The 16,812-nt window shown below is 55.2% G+C and carries 14 protein-coding genes; 9 read left to right on the forward strand and 5 right to left on the reverse strand.

Annotated elements, in window-relative coordinates:
• Complete coding sequence (locus tag A0251_RS14460) at window positions 1-3,114, forward strand: efflux RND transporter permease subunit (protein ID WP_062817555.1); 3,114 nt, start codon at window positions 1-3, stop codon at window positions 3,112-3,114.
• Between the two features lie 159 nt (window positions 3,115-3,273).
• Here the strand turns inward: A0251_RS14460 and lspA are convergent, their stop codons facing one another.
• Together lspA and A0251_RS14470 are read right to left on the reverse strand one after the other, a co-directional pair.
• A complete protein-coding gene (gene lspA / locus A0251_RS14465; RefSeq protein ID WP_062817556.1) occupies window positions 3,274-3,783 on the reverse strand; it encodes a signal peptidase II in 510 nt (169 codons plus the stop codon).
• Window positions 3,784-3,786: 3 nt separating this feature from the next.
• Window positions 3,787-4,683, reverse strand: a complete 897-nt coding sequence (locus A0251_RS14470) for a cation transporter (protein WP_062817557.1) — start codon at window positions 4,681-4,683, stop codon at window positions 3,787-3,789.
• 95 nt (window positions 4,684-4,778) lie between these two features.
• Here A0251_RS14470 and cadR point away from each other — a divergent pair, with 95 nt between their 5' ends.
• Window positions 4,779-5,186: a Cd(II)/Pb(II)-responsive transcriptional regulator gene (gene cadR / locus A0251_RS14475; RefSeq protein WP_007148576.1), complete on the forward strand. Its 408-nt coding sequence runs from the start codon at window positions 4,779-4,781 to the stop codon at window positions 5,184-5,186.
• A 64-nt stretch (window positions 5,187-5,250) separates the two neighbouring features.
• Here cadR and A0251_RS14480 read toward each other — a convergent pair whose 3' ends face one another.
• The 3 genes from A0251_RS14480 to A0251_RS14490 form a co-directional block, all read right to left on the reverse strand.
• Complete coding sequence (locus A0251_RS14480) at window positions 5,251-5,472, reverse strand: BlaI/MecI/CopY family transcriptional regulator (protein ID WP_307188435.1); 222 nt, start codon at window positions 5,470-5,472, stop codon at window positions 5,251-5,253.
• 215 nt (window positions 5,473-5,687) lie between these two features.
• Window positions 5,688-8,816: an efflux RND transporter permease subunit gene (locus tag A0251_RS14485; RefSeq protein WP_062817558.1), complete on the reverse strand. Its 3,129-nt coding sequence runs from the start codon at window positions 8,814-8,816 to the stop codon at window positions 5,688-5,690.
• Window positions 8,813-10,255, reverse strand: a complete 1,443-nt coding sequence (locus A0251_RS14490; RefSeq protein WP_231874252.1) for an efflux RND transporter periplasmic adaptor subunit — start codon at window positions 10,253-10,255, stop codon at window positions 8,813-8,815. Before A0251_RS14490 ends, A0251_RS14485 begins: the two co-directional genes overlap by 4 nt.
• Before the next feature lie 20 nt (window positions 10,256-10,275).
• On the opposite strand from A0251_RS14490, the gene A0251_RS14495 reads away from it, so the two are divergent.
• Genes A0251_RS14495 through A0251_RS17645 form a run of 7 tightly spaced genes read left to right on the forward strand, consistent with a single transcriptional unit; the run spans window position 10,276 to window position 16,779 of the window.
• Window positions 10,276-10,800, forward strand: coding sequence for a phosphoribosyltransferase family protein (locus tag A0251_RS14495; RefSeq protein ID WP_231874253.1), 525 nt, complete (start codon window positions 10,276-10,278; stop codon window positions 10,798-10,800).
• The gene (locus A0251_RS14500) at window positions 10,797-12,152 is read left to right on the forward strand and encodes an MBL fold metallo-hydrolase (RefSeq protein ID WP_062817559.1); all 1,356 of its coding nucleotides are present in this window, start codon (window positions 10,797-10,799) and stop codon (window positions 12,150-12,152) included. The genes A0251_RS14495 and A0251_RS14500 overlap by 4 nt, the downstream gene beginning before the upstream one ends.
• A gap of 32 nt (window positions 12,153-12,184) precedes the next feature.
• Window positions 12,185-12,643 carry a hypothetical protein gene (locus A0251_RS14505; protein WP_035230286.1) on the forward strand — a complete coding sequence of 153 codons (459 nt, stop codon included), beginning with the start codon at window positions 12,185-12,187 and terminating at the stop codon, window positions 12,641-12,643.
• Between the two features lie 47 nt (window positions 12,644-12,690).
• Complete coding sequence (locus tag A0251_RS14510; RefSeq protein WP_052041364.1) at window positions 12,691-12,954, forward strand: DUF5676 family membrane protein; 264 nt, start codon at window positions 12,691-12,693, stop codon at window positions 12,952-12,954.
• An 11-nt stretch (window positions 12,955-12,965) separates the two neighbouring features.
• Window positions 12,966-14,135 carry a hypothetical protein gene (locus A0251_RS14515; RefSeq protein WP_082810916.1) on the forward strand — a complete coding sequence of 390 codons (1,170 nt, stop codon included), beginning with the start codon at window positions 12,966-12,968 and terminating at the stop codon, window positions 14,133-14,135.
• Window positions 14,136-14,144: 9 nt separating this feature from the next.
• Window positions 14,145-16,511 carry a xylulose 5-phosphate 3-epimerase gene (locus tag A0251_RS14520; RefSeq protein ID WP_062817561.1) on the forward strand — a complete coding sequence of 789 codons (2,367 nt, stop codon included), beginning with the start codon at window positions 14,145-14,147 and terminating at the stop codon, window positions 16,509-16,511.
• Between the two features lies 1 nt (window position 16,512).
• Window positions 16,513-16,779, forward strand: a complete 267-nt coding sequence (locus A0251_RS17645) for a ubiquinol-cytochrome c reductase iron-sulfur subunit N-terminal domain-containing protein (protein ID WP_062817562.1) — start codon at window positions 16,513-16,515, stop codon at window positions 16,777-16,779.
• Window positions 16,780-16,812 lie beyond the last annotated feature (33 nt).

A 16,812-nucleotide genomic window follows, 5' to 3' on the forward strand; every position in this document is an offset into this window, starting at 1 on the left:
ATGATCGACGCTATCGTGCGCCTCTCTGTAGAACGGCGCTATCTCATGCTTTCGCTGATTCTGGTGCTGATCGGTGTCGGTGTCTGGAGTTTCCAGCGCCTGCCCATCGACGCGGTACCTGATATCACCAATGTCCAGGTGCAGATCAACACCGAGGCACCCGGTTATTCACCCCTGGAGACAGAGCAGCGCATCACGTTCCCGGTGGAGACGGCGCTGTACGGCCTGCCCAGCCTGTCCTACACCCGATCCCTGTCCCGTTACGGCCTGTCCCAGGTGACCGTGGTGTTCGAAGAAGGCACGGACATCTATTTCGCCCGCAACTTGATCAACGAGCGCCTTGGCGCCATCAAAAGCGTCCTTCCGCCTGGGCTGGAGCCGGAGATGGGCCCCATCGCCACCGGGTTGGGCGAGATTTTCATGTACACCGTGGATGCGGCGCCCGGCGCCACCCGGGAAAATGGTGAGCCCTGGGATGCCACTGCCCTGCGGGAAGTGCAGGACTGGATCATCAAACCTCAACTGGCCCAGGTGCCCGGGGTGATCGAAATCAATTCCATCGGCGGCTACGACAAGCAGTATCACGTCACGCCCTCCCCGAAAAAATTGTTGGAGCTCGGCGTCAGCCTCGAGGACTTGGTGGCGGCACTGAGGGCCAACAACGCCAACCGTGGCGCTGGCTATATCGAACGCAATGGCCAGCAGCTGCTGGTGCGCTCCCCCGGCCAACTGAAGACCATCGGCGACATCGAACAAGTAGTGATCGCCAACCGCGATGGCGTGCCCCTCCGGGTGAAGGATGTCGCGGAAGTGGCCATTGGCAAGGAGCTGCGCACCGGGGCTGCCACCCGCGACGGCGTGGAAACGGTGATCGGCACCGCCATGATGTTGATGGGAGAAAATTCCCGTAGTGTCGCCCGGGCCGTTAGCGAGCGGCTGGAGGATATCCGGCCATCCCTGCCCGAGGGCATTCGCGTGGAAGCCGTCTATGACCGCACCACTCTGGTGGACAAGGCCATCGCCACGGTGGAGAAGAATCTGCTTGAGGGTGCGCTGCTGGTGATCGTGGTGCTGTTCCTGCTGCTGGGCAACCTGCGGGCCGCCCTTATTACCGCGGCGGTGATCCCCCTGTCGATGCTCGCCACCATCACTGGCATGGTGAGGACCGGCGTTTCCGCCAACCTGATGAGCCTGGGGGCACTCGACTTCGGGCTGATTGTCGATGGCGCGGTGATTATCGTGGAGAACTGCATCCGGCGCCTGGCCGGGTCTCAGCAGGCTACGGGTGCGCGCCTGCCGCTCAAGGAACGGCTGCAGGTCGTCTATGAAGCCACGACCGAGGTGATACGTCCGAGCCTGTTCGGGGTGGCGATCATTACCGTAGTTTACATCCCCATCTTCTCCCTCACAGGGGTAGAGGGCAAGATGTTCCATCCCATGGCCGCCACCGTGGTCATGGCCCTGGTGTCAGCCATGGTGTTTTCGCTCACCATCGTCCCCGCCGCCGTTGCGGTGTTCCTCACAGGCAGGATCCGCGAAAAGGAAAGTGCCGCCATCAGTGCGGCCAAAGGGATCTATCGCCCGGCGCTGGAGCTGGCCCTGAAATTCCGCTGGCCGGTACTGGGGGGCGCCGGCGCCCTACTGGCGGTCTGTATCTGGCTAGCAACCACCCTGGGGTCGGAATTCATCCCCCAGCTCAGCGAGGGTGATATGACTGTGCAAGCCCTCCGCATTCCCGGCACAGGTCTGGAGCAATCCATTGCGATGCAGAAACCTTTGGAGCGGCGCATCAAGGCCTTCCCCGAGGTAGACAAGGTATTCTCGCGAATCGGGACACCGGAGGTGGCCACCGACCCCATGCCACCGAATATCGCGGACAGTTTCGTGATTCTCAAGCCGCGCGAGCAATGGCCGAACCCGGACAAACCGCGAGATGAGCTGATTGCCGAGATTCAGGCGGCGGTCGGGCAATTGCCCGGGAACAACTACGAGTTCACCCAACCCATCGAGATGCGCTTCAACGAACTGATCTCCGGTGTGCGGGCGGACCTGGGCATCAAGGTATTCGGGGACGACCTAGACCAGATGCTCAATGCCGCCAATGTGGTGCTCGAAGTCGTGGAGTCAGTGGAAGGGGCCACCGATGCCCGGGTGGAGCAAATCACCGGGCTGCCCATGCTGTCGGTGCACCCCAAACGCATGGCGCTATCCCGCTACGGCCTGACCGTGGATGATCTTCAGGATCTGGTGGCAGCGGGTGTAGGTGGCGAAAACGCCGGCCTGATCTACGAAGGGGATCGCCGCTTCCAACTGGTGGTGCGCCTGCCCGAGGTCATCCGCCGGGATGTGGACAGCCTGGCGGATCTGCCGGTGCCCCTGCCGGGAGGCGGCTATGTGCCACTGTCAGAAGTGGCGGCGCTGGAGTTGGCTCCGGCCCCCAACCAGATCAGCCGGGAGAACGGCAAGCGACGGGTGGTGGTCACCGCCAATGTCCGGGATCGCGATCTGGGCGGCTTTGTGGAGGAGATCAAAGGAAGAGTTCGACAGGAAGTGGATCTGCCCGCCGGGTACTGGCTGGATTACGGCGGTACCTTCGAGCAACTGGAATCCGCCAGCCAGCGCCTTGCCATTGTCGTGCCCGTGACCCTGGCGATCATCATTGCCCTGCTGGTGATGGCATTCAGATCGCTGAAAGATGCGCTGATCATCTTCAGCGGCGTCCCCCTGGCCCTGACCGGTGGCGTGCTGCTACTGTGGCTGCGGGACATGCCGCTGTCGATCTCCGCCGGTGTGGGCTTTATAGCCCTGTCGGGGGTGGCGGTACTCAATGGTCTGGTGATGGTGGCGTTTATTCGGGATCTTTGGCACAACCAGGGTGATCTGGTTTCCGCCGTGGTGGAAGGTGCTCTTATTCGTTTGCGTCCGGTCCTGATGACCGCACTGGTCGCCAGTCTTGGCTTCGTGCCCATGGCCCTCAATACGGGTACCGGCGCTGAGGTTCAAAGGCCGCTGGCCACAGTGGTGATAGGCGGGATTATCTCATCGACGCTACTGACGCTGTTTGTACTGCCAATTCTGTACACATTGCTGCACCGCCAGGATGAAAAGGTGTAATTGCATCCGGGTAGCCCGCTCTTGGCCGCCATTTGGCCGGGAGCGGGTCGTTTTCGAGAAACAAGTTCGGCATTGATTGCCGGCCAGGAAATGCAGCCTTACCGACTGGCAAGCACGGTCAAACCGAGCGCATTTTTAAGGCTTTTTTCCGCTAAGGTTTCAGGAAGATCCATCCAACTCGGCATTGGGATTTTCTTTTCGCAGTAAGCCTACGAAAACGAGAAGCAATGCACCGAGGACAATTGCAATATCGGCAAGGTTGAAGGCTGGCCAGTGCCAGTCTCGCCAATAGAAATCGAAGGCATCTACAACATAGCCGCGAAAGATCCGGTCAATCAGATTGCCCATGGCGCCACCGAGGATAAGACTGTAAGCGATGGCGTCTCCATTATGACCTTTTTCACGAATCAGCTTGATCAGCACGACCGAGACCACTACCGCGATTCCGATAAAAAAATAGCGCTGCCAGCCCCCAGCATTTGCGAACAGACTGAATGCGGCACCGGTGTTCCATACGTGCACCCAGTTAAAGAACGGGGTCACCGAAATAGACTCGCCATAAGTCATTGTTTGTTGAACCAGCCATTTTACAGCTTGGTCCGATGCTGCCAGCAGGCCGGATATGGAAAACAGGACATACGGCGAGAGATTGTTGTCAATAAAGGGCATGCTTTAACCCTTGAGCGCCAGAATGCGCCTGGCACCGTTAAGCACGACGAGCCCCGCGATGGTACCGATAACCAGATCCGGATAATTGGAGCCGGTCCACGCGACCAGAACGCCGGCGGTAATGACCCCCAGGTTGATCACCACGTCGTTGGCCGAGAATATCCAGCTTGCCTTCATGTGCGCTCCGCCCTCCCGGTGTTTGGCTATCAGCAGCAGACAACTGGTATTGGCAATCAACGCGACGAATGCGATAGCCATCATCACCAGCGATTCAGGCTCACTACCGAATACAAAGCGTCTCACCACCTCTATGAGTACGCCAACAGCCAAGATCAGTTGCAGTACACCCGCAAGATGCGCGGCGCGTAGCTGCATTTTCACGCTGTGTCCAACCGCATAAAGGGCAAGCCCGTACACCGCCGCATCGGCAAAATTGTCCAGGGATTCTCCAATCAGGCCGGTGGACTGGGCGATCAGACCGGCAGTCATTTCCACCACGAACAGAAGTGCATTGATGCCGAGCAACCAGCGCAGGGTCCCGGATTCTTGCTTAGCAGAAGCTGCCGAAAACTCGGCGGCCTTGATGGTCTCCGGATTTGCAGCGACGGTTTCCTGAAGCGAGGCGCCTAGCCCCAAGGTCTTCAGTTTCGAGGTGACGGGCTCGACCTCGCCGTCATGCACGACCTTCAGCCGGCGGTTCGACAAGTCGAAGGACAGCGCCCGAATCTCCTCAAAGCCGTTCAGGGCTAGGCGAATCATTCGTTCTTCTGATGGACAGTCCATCTTCGGCACGGCATAAACACTGACCCATCTCCCTGGCGCCTCGGAGGAGGCCTGTATATCGGTATCCGCTGCGGACGTTGCATCACCGCCACAGGCGCCACCACAGGATTTGCTCATGATACGACTCCACTTGAACAATGTTGTGGTACCATTTAAAACTATAAAGCTACTATAAGGTCAATAGAGTAAAGAATCCGTTGGGGAGGAGGCTGATGCGCATTGGTCAGTTGGCGCAGTTGGTAGGGGTCGAAACACAGACGATCCGCTTCTATGAACAGCAGGGCTTGTTGCCGCCGCCTGATCGGCAGGACAACGGTTACCGTGTCTATACCGAGAAGCATGGTGAGGGGCTGGCCTTCATCCGTCGCTGCAGAATCCTGGGCCTGTCACTGGCTGAGATTCACGAACTACAGAGCTATCAGGACGACCCTCATCAGCCTTGTACCGCCGTCAACACCTTGCTCGATGATCACATCTCTCATGTGCGGTCGCAGATAACCGCTCTGCAAGCGCTTGAGAAACAACTCGTTTCACTGAGAGCGAGTTGCAACGATGACCGGGAAGTTGAGGCGTGTGGGGTTCTTGCTGGAATTAGCGAAGGAAACATGCACCAGCAGTAGGTGAAGCATCAACCAGATAATCCGATGAGATGCCGGTCTGTCTCACTCTCATGCAAAGGTAAGATCAACCATTTAATCCGCTTACCCTCTTGAACAATCGATCCAGCGTGCTCTGGATAGTATTCAAGGTACCTCCGCGCTGCTTCTCGAAATGCGCATAGACAGATTTTGCGTCTGCCGTGCGCCCCTTCCAGAAGTATTGCAAGACTTGCTTTTCTAGTTCACCCAGCTGCATGAATCCTGACCACTTAGAGATTATCAATCTGGCAATCAGACTGACACACATAAAACCGATCGTCAATCGGCTTTTGTATGGCTAGCCCCCCCCCTCCCAGCATCACACGGAAAAATTTTGTCTTTAACACCTGTAACCCCCGCCGATTATTAGTGTCAGATCAGTGCTGATCTGACACTAAGCAGGGTGCCAAGACCAAAAGATTGCGATCCTTATGTGCTCTATTTACTTATTCACAATCGCAACCACCCAAGCTTTAAGCTTGGTTAACCCGGATTCCTGTTGCGTCGTTGCATCAGCAGATAGGCTGCGGGCAGCACGAAAAGTGATAACAAAGGTGCTGTTACCATCCCTCCTACCATGGGCGCAGCAATGCGGCTCATGATCTCGCTACCTGTGCCTCCCCCCCAGAAAATCGGAAGAAGACCGGCAATAATAACAGCTACAGTCATCGCCTTAGGTCGAACACGTAATACCGCGCCATCACGGATAGCACCCATCAAGGCAGCTTCATCCTTTTGGCCCTGCTCCTGCCTCTCCTGCCACGCCTGCTTTAGGTACAGCAACATGATCACGCCAAACTCGGCAGCGACACCCGCCAGGGCGATGAAGCCGACACCAGTAGCCACCGACAAGTTGTAGTCCAGCAGATACAAGAACCAGATACCGCCGGTCACCGCAAACGGTAACGTAGCCATAATCAGCAAGGCTTCACCGATACGGTGAAAGGTCAGGAATAACAGTACGAAAATAATCAGTAAGGTCGCCGGCACCACCACTTTCAGTCTCGCATTGGCCCGCTCCAGGAACTCAAACTGACCGGCAAAGGACAAGCTGACCCCCTCTGGCAGCCTGACTCCATCATTCACTGAGGCACGTAGATCATCCACTACCGAGGCTAGGTCACGCCCCCGAACATCGATATACACCCACCCAGACAGTCGGCCATTCTCACTTTTTAACATCGGTGGCCCATCGGTAATCTTGATATCCGCCACGGTTCCGAGGGTAATTTGTTTTCCTTCGGGAGTGACTATGGGCAAATCGCGTAAGCGATGCACCGTGTCGCGCCACTCGCGAGGATATCGAAGGCTGATCGGGTAACGCTCCAGCCCTTCCACTGTCTCACCGATGTTTTCACCACCAATCAAACCACTGACAACCGACTGAATATCCGCGATGTTGAGGCCATACTGAGCCGCAATGCCACGCCGAATATCGATATCCACATAACGACCACCAGTCAACCGTTCAGCCAATGCTGAGGAAACACCGGGTACTTGTTTGGCTACCTGTTCGATTTGACGACTCACCTGGTCAATGATCTCTAGGTCATTACCCGCTACTTTGATGCCAATTGGGCTCTTGATGCCAGTGGCAAGCATGTCGATACGATTGCGTATCGGAGGAATCCAGATATTTGCCAGTCCAGGCACGCGTACAATACGGTCCAGCTCCTCGACAAGCTTCTCCGTTGTCATGCCTTCACGCCATTGGTCCTTGGGTTTGAAACGGATGGTGGTTTCAAACATCGTCAATGGTGCAGGGTCAGTCGCTGTCCGCGCACGCCCCGCCTTGCCGAACACCTGCTCCACCTCAGGCACCGTTTTGATCAACCTATCGGTCTGCTGTAGAAGCTCGGTAGCTTTTTGTGCTGACAAGCCTGGTAAGGCACTTGGCATATACAGCAAATCGCCCTCATCCAGCGGTGGCAAAAATTCACCACCAAGCTGACTTAGCGGCCAAAAGGCGGTAACAAAAACTAAACCGGCAACCAGCAAGGTGGTTTTCGGCCACGCCAAGACTCGCTCTAGTACGGGTTGATAACAACTAATCAAAAAGCGACTGATTGGATTACTTTCCTCGGAAGGTATCTTTCCCCGAATCCAGTACCCCATTAACAGTGGAACCAATGTCACCGATAGGCCGGCTGCCGCCGCCATAGCCCAGGTTTTGGTAAATGCCAGTGGGCCAAATAGCCGCCCTTCCTGTGCTTCCAAGGTAAAGACAGGAATAAACGACAAGGTAATAATTAGCAACGAGAAGAACAGCGCTGGCCCCACTTCGACAGCTGCTTGCTCTATGACTCGCCAATGCGCATTACCAGTCAGAGATTGCCCTGGGTTATCCCGATGCCAAATCTCAATTTTCTTGTGAGCGTTCTCGATTAACACCACTGCTGCATCCACCATAGCGCCGATAGCGATAGCAATGCCGCCAAGCGACATGATATTGGCATTGATGCCCTGGTAACGCATCACAATAAAGGCAGCAAGGATTCCCAGCGGTAGGGAAATGATGGCCACCAGTGACGAACGCAAATGGCCAAGAAACAATACGCACACCAGTGCAACTACAATGAACTCTTCAATCAATTTGTAACTGAGGTTTGTTACCGCTCGATCAATCAGCTCACTTCGATCATAGGTGGTGACGATCTCAACCCCTTCCGGCAAGCTTTCCCGCAGTGTCTCAAGTCGCTCATGCACGGCAGATAGCACGGCGCGGGCGTTCTTGCCTGAACGCAGAATGACGACCCCGCCGACGACTTCCCCTTCACCGTCCAGCTCGGCAATACCACGCCGCATCTCCGGACCAAGGCGAATCTGCGCCACATCTCCAAGCTGTACTGGCACTCCATCAACCAGTTTTAGTGGGATTTTTCGGAAATCCTCGAGTGACTGAAGGTAGCCACTGGAGCGCACCATGAACTCCGCTTCGCCCAGCGTCAGCACTGCTCCCCCGGTTTCCTGGTTAGCTTGTTCTATCGCCTTGCGTACTTGTTGATGACTGATCCCATGGCTGGCGAGTTTGACCGGGTCAGGGACTACCTGATACTCACGTACCATGCCGCCTATGGTTGCCACTTCTGCAACGTCAGGCAGAGTCTGCAGCTCGTATTTTAGAAACCAGTCCTGTATCGAGGTTAGCTGCGATAGATCATGCTGGCCGGTGCGATCGATCAATGCGTACTGATAAATCCAGCCGACACCGGTAGCGTCTGGCCCAAGTGATGGTCGTGCTGTACGCGGCAATTCAGACTGGACCTGACTAAGGTATTCCAACACCCGTGAGCGTGCCCAATACAAGTCGGTACCATCTTCAAACAACACGTAAACATAACTATCACCGAAGAACGAGTAACCACGTACTGTGCGCGCACCTGGCACGGCCAGCATGGTGGTGGCAAGTGGATAGGTAACCTGTTTTTCCACCAGCTGCGGTGCCTGACCTGGGTAACTGGTGCGGATAATCACCTGTACATCGGACAGATCCGGTAAAGCATCTACGGGGGTATTGTTGATAGACCAGATTCCCCACGCACTCATGAACAGCGTCGCCAGCAGCACCAAAAATCGGTTAGCCAACGACCAGCGAATCAGGGTAGCGATCATGGTGCAACCTCCTGTTTGTCGAGAGACACCACAGTCAAGCCATTATCGGTATCTTTGACGCCGACGCGCACACGATCGCCCACTGCTATATCGCTGGCCACCTGTTCGCTGGCAAGACGAAAGCGCATGGTCATGCCAGGCATACCGAGCGTCTTAAAAGGACCGTGTTTAAGCTTGACCTTGCCGTCGGATAGCCCCTCGATAACCCCCTCGGCGTAATGCAACGAATTCACTTGGGTGTCTTTTTGTTCCGCCACCTGCTTTTCTAGGCGCTCCACAATCAACCCTTTGTCTGTATCACGAATGCCAATGCGCACGCGATCACCTACCGATATCCCTTTGCCTACTTGTTCATTCGCCAGGTTAAAACGCATGGTCATGGCAGGCATGGACAAGCTCTTGAAAGGGCCATGGTCCAGCATTATTTTGCTGCCATTCAGTTGCTCGACAACACCTTCGGCATAGTGCAGTGCGTTCATCATTTCCGTCTCATCTGACATAGCCAGCTCCTGAACGGCAATGCCTTGCAGGCTGGCTTCGGAATCGAGCAGGAACTGACCACTGACAACCACCTTCTGGTCTTCCTTCAGCCCTGCCAGGATCAGCGTTTGGTCTCCCAGCTCGCCCCCCGGCAACACTGCCTGCGGACGATATCGACCCTCCCCCTCATCAAGCATCACCAGGCTGCGCTTTCCTGTATGCAATAAGGCTGCGGTTGGTACGGCCAATGCTTTCTGTGTGGCTTCGCCATGAATGCGTACCTGAGCGCTCATGCCCGGACGCAGATCACCCTCGTCATTGGACAAGGTCACTCGCACCGGCACAGTTCGGCTGGACTGATCCACCAGAGGCAGAATGTCGGCAACTTGCCCCTCACGCAGTGCTGGCTTCACTCCTTGAACGGTCACGTCAACAGCGTTACCACTACTGACTTGCCCCAATTGGCGTTCCGGGACTGCTATCTCCACCCACACGGGGTTGAGTGACTGAATCTCCGCCACGGGAGCACCGGCCGACAGCGTCATGCCAGCACGAGCATTGAGACTGCGTATCACGCCATCATGCGGAGCTGTCACCGTCCAGGTTTCCAGCGGTTTACGTTGGCGTTCAATACTTCGGATCAGGGATGCAGGCATGCCCAATGACAACAGGCGCTCCCGCCCGGCGACGATCAGTTCGTTGTTGCCGCTGCCGAGCACGGCCAGCCATTCATGCTGAGCTCCAGTCCAGGCCGGAACTCTCAATTGCATCAGCGGCTGACCACTGGAGATGGTGTCGCCCTCAGCCAGAGGCCAGACCTTGTCTACGAAGGAAGGCGCGGGGCTTTGCAGGCGTGTCAGGGCGCGGTCGTTGTAAGCAATCAACCCCGTGACATCAAGCTGAGATTGTGACTGAGCCACGACCACCGAGGCACTGCGAATTCCCAGATTTTGTACCATGGCTGCATCAATACGGACCGTTGGCTGATCGCTATCATTCTCTGGATGAAATCTATTCCATACCCAGTCGTGTTGTGCAAGGGGCTCCGGCATTGGCGCACTGGCTCAAAACGCAAAGCAACCTACTGTTGGTAGGGCCCGACAGCGAAAGCGAGCAATGGGTTGATGAGATTGCTGCCTTTAGTCAACATCCTTTTGTGATTGGAGAAAAGCAGCGCTTCGGGGATCGCCAAGTCGAAGTGATGCTGCCCGACATCAACGAATTCAGGGATAGAACGGCAGTGATTATCGACGACGTTATTTCCAGCGGGCAAACAATCCTGGAATGCGTTAAAACACTTCGGTCCAAAGGTATCGACAACATTCAGTGCGTGGCGGTGCACGGCATATTTGCCGATCACTCCGATAAAACCTTACTGGCCTCAGGCCTGAGCCAACTGGTCACATCCAATACCATCCCCCATCCTTCCAACGCTATTGATATTACGTCGCAACTGATTGCGCCCGTTATAAGCATGCTTAAATTGCCAGGAAAATCATTATGAAAATTACCTTTGTCGGCGGCACCGAGACCGTTACCGGCTCAAAATTTCTGCTGGAAACTGAAACGACAACCGTATTAGTCGATTGCGGTTTGTTCCAGGGCTACAAGTGGCTGCGGGAACGCAACTGGCAAACCTTGCCCCTGGACATCGACAAACTGGATGCGGTGCTGCTCACTCACGCACATCTGGATCACTCCGGTTATATCCCGGTGCTATACAAGCGCGGCTTTCGCGGCCCGGTGTTCACCCATCACGCCACTAAGGCCCTGTGTCAGATTTTATTGGCCGACAGCGGCCATATCCAGGAGGAAGACGCTAAGTATTACAGCAAACATAAATTGGGCAAGCACGCGCACCCTGAGCCGCTTTACGACCGTCAAACGGCGGAAGCCAGCATGAGGCTATTTCAGTCTGTGGAGTTTGATGAACAGATCGAGGTCGGGGATATCCGTTTTTATTTACAGCCTGCCGGTCATATTCTCGGCGCCGCCAGCATTATCGTTGAAGCGGAAGGGAAACGAATCGGCTTTTCTGGTGATGTCGGTCGCTTCGATGATGTGCTGATGACCCCCCCTCGACCATTGCCGGAGCTGGATCTGCTGTTGATGGAGTCCACCTACGGCAACCGCCGGCACGACACCCAAGATCCGTTTCAGCAGTTGGCGGAAATTGTTAACCGTGTCGCCAAAAGCGGCGGCGTGCTGCTAGTCCCGGCCTTTGCGGTAGGGCGGGCGCAGGCCTTGCAACATCTGTTGGCGACCCTGATGGATCAGGGCGATATCCCCAAAATGCCCATCTATCTCGACAGCCCCATGGCGATCAAAGTATCGGATATTTTCTGCCAGTTCAGTGATCAGCACCGGTTGAGTCACGAGCAATGCTACCGCCTATGCGATGGCGTGACCTATACCCGCACGGTGGACGAATCGAAGGCGATTGCCGGACAGGCTTTCCCCCATATTGTTATCGCTGGCAGCGGCATGGCTACCGGGGGTCGTATTCTCCACCACTTCAAACGCCTGTTAGGCAGTTCTAAAACCACGGTACTGTTTACCGGTTATCAGGCGGGCGGCACTCGCGGCGCAAAAATGCTGGAGGGTGTTGATGCGGTGAAAATCCACGGAGGCTGGGTACCGTTGAGAGCCACTGTGAAAGTCATCTCCGGTTTGTCGGGGCACGCAGACTACCTCGAACTGATCCAGTGGTTACAGCAGTCAGCGCTGACCGATACTACTCGAATTCAACTGATTCACGGTGACCCGGAAGCCCTTGAAGGCCTTCGGGTGCACTTGCAGGAGCACACCACGTTTGCGGTGAATGTGGCGGGTTATCGCGATATTTTGCGCCTGTAATCGAAGAGATAATCCACAGCGGAGAAAAAGTTATGCAAATTGAAACCTTAAAAGATGTGCTGCACTGGACCCGAGAATTTCACCAACACCTCAGCCAGTGTTTATCCCACTGTGCGGACAAGAATATGGATGAACGGGCCCGGATGATCCTTGCGTATCTGTCCGATCATGAGAAGGCACTGACCAAGGTAGTCAGCGGGTTTGAAACCTCAGGCGACGAGCATGCACTGAATACCTGGTGTTACGAATATGTGGCAAAGCACCCCATCGTTCGGCATGCGCATTGCGACGCGCCCTTTGCCGAACTGGATGCCACGCAAATCATGGAGGTGATAGTCGATCAACACCAGCAGGTGATTGAACTGTATCGCTATCTCGCCTCCAGGGCGGATATCCCCTCTGCCAAAGAGTTGATGGAATCGCTCCGGTCGCTGGAAGAGCACGAAATGATGCGTATGGCGCAGTCTGCCAACCGGTTCGGGGATTTGTAGAGACACTAATTTCTCACAGATACACCACCATAAACGGAGGAATAATCATGACACTTAATGCGTTCAAATTCGGGATGGCCAGCGCGATTACCGCGGCGATACTGTGGCTGGCTTGCAGTCTGCTGGTGATGTTAATGCCTTCCATGATGTTGTCCATGTCCGGAGAAATGGTGCATATGCAACTGAATGAGATGGGTTGGCACTTGACTCTCACTGGTGTCGTTATCGGGCTGGTGGCCTGGTTCGTGGTAGCGGGTATCGCCGGGTGGTTGCTGGCGGCCATTTATAACCGCTTGCAGTCATCCGACTGATTATCCAGCTGATGAGCAGTTTGCCGCGCTATGACAAACCGGTTCTGTTGGTGTTGAATCCGGGTAGTTCATCCATCAAGTGGAGCACGCATAACGTCTCGGCGCTTGAATATGCGGGTGCAACGGTGCCTGTTGCTATTGGGCAAGCAGGTGTCGGCCAATCAGCTGCGCAGACTTATCCTGGCGCGCCCCCTTGGCTGACCGATGTGCTGACAAATCATGATGTTCGCGCGGTGATTATCAGAGTCGTACACGGGGGCTCTGAATATCTTAAACCTCTCCCCATCAACGACGATAACTTTCGGCAACTGCAAACCCTGATACCACTGGCGCCACTGCACAATAAGGCGGCCATTGAACTGATTGAGCAGCTTCGGAATACCCGATTTTCCATTCCCGTTTTTGCGGTTTTCGATAGTGAGTTTTTCAGCGACCTGCCGGTGCTGTCACAGATTTATGGACTATCCGTCGCACTCACTGAGAAATATCGATTACGCCGTTACGGGTTTCACGGTTTTGCTCATGAGTCCATGGTCAAACACTGGGAGGCAGTGAAGCCCAAGGCCGAACACTACACCCTGGTGACTGCGCAACTGGGAAGCGGCTGTTCCATGGCCGCCATCCGCGACGGCAAACCAGTCGATACCACCATGGGCTTTACGCCCAATGAGGGGTTGTTGATGCGCACGCGCAGCGGAGATATCGATCCCGGTTTGCTGACCTGGTTGCAGTGGCAGGAGGGTTGGACGCCCGAGGATACCGACAGGGTTCTCAATTGCGAATCCGGCTGGCGGGGTCTGTCCGGCGGAATCGATAACATGGCGGATTTGTTTGCGAGTGAACAGCAGGAACACCAACTGGCGTTTGATTTTTTCCGTTATCGATTCCAGAAAACACTGGGCGCGTATTTCGCCATTCTGGGCGGGCTGGACGGTGTCGTTCTTAGCGGCGGTATTGCGGAAAACAACATCGATATTTGCCGTCGTTTGTTGTCCGGTCTTTCCCACTTAGGCATCGCGTTAAAAGATCCCCTGGCTCGCTCCCCTTTACCACTACTTTTATCGTCACCGGCATCGCCGGTGCAGTGTTGGGTAGTGGTCGCCGATGAGGCAGCGGCCATGTTGCGATCCGTACAACACCACTTGTCTTTTGAGAATGAATTTCAGTCGTTGGCTGATTGAGGAATTTCTATGTATGCCATAGATCAACAAAACGATCATCGGACACAACAGCGGGCAAAGTTATATCGCGATACATATCCTGCCTTTGCGCGCTGGTCGGAAGGTTATGGCGTGATCCAACACCGGGATGAAACACAGGTGAGAGTGTTCGATCTTTGCCAGCAACTGCTGTGTACAGGACGGTTTAGACAGATCGATGAAGTGTTGGAGATACTATCTGCCGCTGACCGCCTGGCGACTGCGGCCATGTGGTTGGTGGTGCATATGACCTACACCAACAAAGTGAATTTCAACGGCAGCGCACTCGATGCAGACGACTTTAAATCCAACCCACAGGGGCATACCGGCGGTTCCCTGAATATGGTGCCTGCCTATGCGGGCTATATGGTTGCCAATCGCCTGGCCGGTATCACCCGCAGCTGGTTGATGGGACAGGGGCACTGTGTGGCCGCCATCGATGCGGTCAATGTGCTGTTGCAAAATCTTTATCCGGAACAGGCCGAACGCTATCCGTTGAGTGAGCAGGGTTTGACGCAGTTGGCGCGGGATTTTTACAGCTATGCCATGGCGGATGATGGTCGTCCTGGTGTTCCATTGGGTAGTCACGTAAACCCGCAGACCGCTGGCGGATTGATTGAAGGCGGCTATCTGGGTTTTGCCGAACTGCAATATGTGCATATGCCGCTGCCCGGGGAACGGCTAGTGGCGTTTTTAAGTGACGGTGCTTTTGAAGAACAGCGCGGTAGCGACTGGGCCAGTCGCTGGTGGCGCGCCGAGGATTGCGGGCTGGTGACACCGGTGATGATTGCCAATGGCAGGCGAATTGACCAGCGCTCCACCATGTACCAGCAAGGCGGTTTGTCCTGGTTCTACGAGCACCTGGAACAGAATGATTTTCACCCCATCGCCATCGACGGGCGTGATCCGGCGGCGTTTATCTGGGGAATTTTTGAATCCGAAGCGCGGCTCGAAGCCTGCAGTGCGCACATCCGTGAAGGCCATATGCACTATCCGGTGAAACTGCCATATCTGATTGCTGAAACGGAAAAAGGCTACGGATTCTACGGCGCCGGTACCAATGCTGCTCATGGCACACCGCTACCGGGTAACCCCAGTAGCGATGAACGCTCCCGCAACCTATTTAACGAACACGCGGCCAAATTATTTCTTCCACGAAGTGAGTTGGAACTGGCTATCTCACAAATTGCGCAGCATGAGGCGGATAATCGAGTGCCGGAAAAACACCATGCCCTGTGTATGCGCAACGTCAGGCTTCAATCTCCCACAGAGCCACAATGGCATACCGAGGGTGACCCGACATCCCCGATGGCAGCGGTGGACACACGCTTTTGTGAATGGCACCTCGCTAATCCCGATAGGCGGGTGCGGATCGGCAACCCGGATGAGCTGCGCAGTAATCGCATGGGCAAGACGCTTGATCTGCTTAAGCACCGGGTGCTGAAGCCGGAACAGGGTGTGGCCGAATCCATTCACGGCTCGGTGATTACCGCACTCAATGAAGAGGCGGTCGTAAATGCGGCGCTGGGAAACAAAGGCGGTCTGAACCTGGTGGTGAGCTATGAAGCCTTCGCCATGAAAATGATCGGTGCGCTGCGCCAGGAAATCATTTTTGCGCGCCATCAAAAAGCGCTGGGGCGCCCGCCGGGCTGGCTGTCGGTGCCGGTGATTGCCACTTCGCACTTATGGGAGAACGGCAAGAATGAACAATCCCATCAGGATTCCGCCTTTGGCGAGGTGTTGCTGGGGGAAATGAGCGATATGACGAGAGTTGTGTATCCCGCCGATGCCAATAGTGCGGTCGCCTGCCTCGATGCCTGTTACCAGACCCAGGGTCAAATCTGGGGGATGACGATTCCCAAAAATGACGTTGTTACAGCATTCACACCCAAGCAGGCAGCCCAGTTGGCAGAACAGGGCGCATTGACTTTGGATAAGACTGACGGTGCACCGGTACAACTTGTCGCGGTAGGTGCCTATCAATTAGGCGTTTGTCAGGAAGTAAAACGCACTTTATCTAAACAAGGTATTCAATGCCACATAACGTACCTGTTAGAACCGGGTCGCTTCCGGCAGCCGCGAGATCCCTATGAGAAGACTTATGTCTGCGATGTGGCTACCCGCATAAACCTGTTTCCCGATGACATTCGTTTGCGCATTTTTGTATCGCACCTGCGACCGGAAATATTGCTCGGTGTCTGCCGCCCTTTGGATCTTGGCGTTGATCGATGTATCGCTTTTGGTTACCGCAATCAAGGCGGTACCTTGGATACGCCAGGTTTATTACGGGCGAATCAGTCTGATGCGCAGTCCATTGCCACAGTGGTTATGCAGAAAATAGGCAGAGGAGAGGCATGAAATGACTGAAGTGAATGAACCTCGGCGCCGGTTTCTGATAGGAGCCACCTCCTTTGTTGCAGGTGCGGGTGTGGTCGGAGTCGCCACGCCCTTTGTTCAATCCTGGAATCCCAGTGCCAAGGCCAAATCTGTCGGAGCTCCGGTACAGGTGGATATCAGCAAAATTGACCCAGGTGCCATGATTACCGTGGCGTGGCAGGGAAAACCTGTGTGGGTCGTTCGGCGCACTGCCGAAAATTTAAAAAAACCTGGCTCTGGAAGAGCATAGCGGCGAATTAAGAGATCCCGATTCCGACGTTAA

It is taken from the genome of Alcanivorax sp. NBRC 102024 (genome assembly GCF_001602235.1).
In the GTDB taxonomy this organism is placed as follows: domain Bacteria; phylum Pseudomonadota; class Gammaproteobacteria; order Pseudomonadales; family Alcanivoracaceae; genus Alcanivorax.